Here is a 1,414-nt window from a genome sequence, read left to right as displayed (position 1 = left end):
AAGTACACCTTTGCCAGCTTCATCGGCAGCAGCCCGGCCGCGGTGGAAGTCAAGCGCCATGCGCGCCGCGCCGCGCAGTCCACGAGCCCGGTGCTGCTGCTGGGCGAGACGGGCACCGGCAAGGAGCTGCTTGCGCATGCGATCCATGCAGCCTCGGCGCGGGCCAAGGGGCAGTTCGTCAGCGTCAACATCGCGGCCGTGCCGGACACCTTGCTGGAGGCCGAGTTCTTCGGCTTCGCGCCGGGTGCCTTCACCGGCGCCGACAGGCGAGGGCGCGAGGGCAAGTTCAAGCTGGCCGACGGCGGCAGCCTGTTCCTCGACGAGATCGGCGACATGCCGCTCGGCCTGCAGGCCAAGCTGCTGCGCGCATTGCAGGAGGGCGAGATCGAACCGCTCGGCTCCAACAAGCTGGTGCCCTTCGATGCGCGCGTGATCGCAGCCACCTCGCGCGACCTGCCCGAGCTGGTGCGCCGCGGCCAGTTCCGGGAAGACCTGTACTACCGCCTCAACGTGCTGCCCTTGCGCGTGCCGCCGCTGCGCGAGCGGCGCAGCGACATTCCGGCGCTGGTCGAGGCGCTGGGCGAAGACATGGCGCTGCGCAGCGGCGAGGCGCCGCCCGAGCTCACGCCCGATGCGCTCGCGCTGCTGGCCGGCCAGCACTGGCGCGGCAACATCCGCGAGCTGCGCAACGTGCTGGAGCAGGTCACGATGCGCAGCGACTCGCAGCGCATCGACGCCGCGCAGCTCGAGCGCATCCTGCGCGAAGCCGGGCTGGAGCAGATCGAATTGCCCGCCACGCTGCAGAGCGCGCACGACGCCGACGAAGAGGCGCTGCTGCTGCGGCCGCTCGCGCAGCAGGTGGCCGAGCTGGAGCGCAAGGCGATTGCCGCGGCGCTCACGGCCACCGGCGGCAACAAGCTGGCCACGTCGAGGCTGCTCGGCATTTCGCGCGCCACGCTCTACGAGCGCATGACGAACCAGGAGCGGCCGGCGTGAAGCCGCCGAGCCTCGCGCGCCGCATCGGCCCGGAGCGAGCGAACCCGTGAGCGTGCGCGCCCTGCGTTCCACCTTCGGCCCCAACTGCCATTGGTGCGGCTTGGCCATGGACTTCGAGGAACCGCACGGCCGGCCCGAGTCCGCGACCATCGAGCACCTGGTCGATTCGACGCTCGGCGGCGTGCGATCGCAGAAGCACCGCCGGCTCGCGCATGCCGCCTGCAACCATGCGCGCAACGAGTTCCGCATGCAGGCCGAACGCCAGTTCCAGAGCTGGATCGCGGCGCGCCAGGCCTCCGAGAAAACCCTGACCGATAAATAGACAGTTGATTGAAATTCATACACTCCAAGTGTTCTGAATTCAGTCGAAAGGCGCATCTTCCCAATGAAGAAGCGTTTGGTATCAAGGGGTTAGCAG

2 protein-coding genes are annotated in these 1,414 nt (G+C 68.8%); both read left to right on the top strand.

What is annotated here, in order from left to right; all coding sequences use genetic code 11:
- Positions 1 to 996, top strand: a 996-nt coding sequence (locus AC1DOC_RS33560; RefSeq protein WP_478131556.1) for a sigma-54 interaction domain-containing protein, incomplete at its 5' end; no start/stop codon positions are given.
- Positions 997 to 1,042: 46 nt separating this feature from the next.
- Positions 1,043 to 1,318, top strand: a complete 276-nt coding sequence (locus AC1DOC_RS33555) for a hypothetical protein (RefSeq protein WP_018907312.1) — start codon at positions 1,043 to 1,045, stop codon at positions 1,316 to 1,318.
- Positions 1,319 to 1,414: the final 96 nt, after the last annotated feature.

It is taken from the genome of Variovorax sp. 01T439_2 (assembly GCF_056398445.1).
The sequence above is the reverse complement of the archived record's forward strand: the minus strand, read 5'-3'. Positions and strand labels throughout refer to the sequence as shown.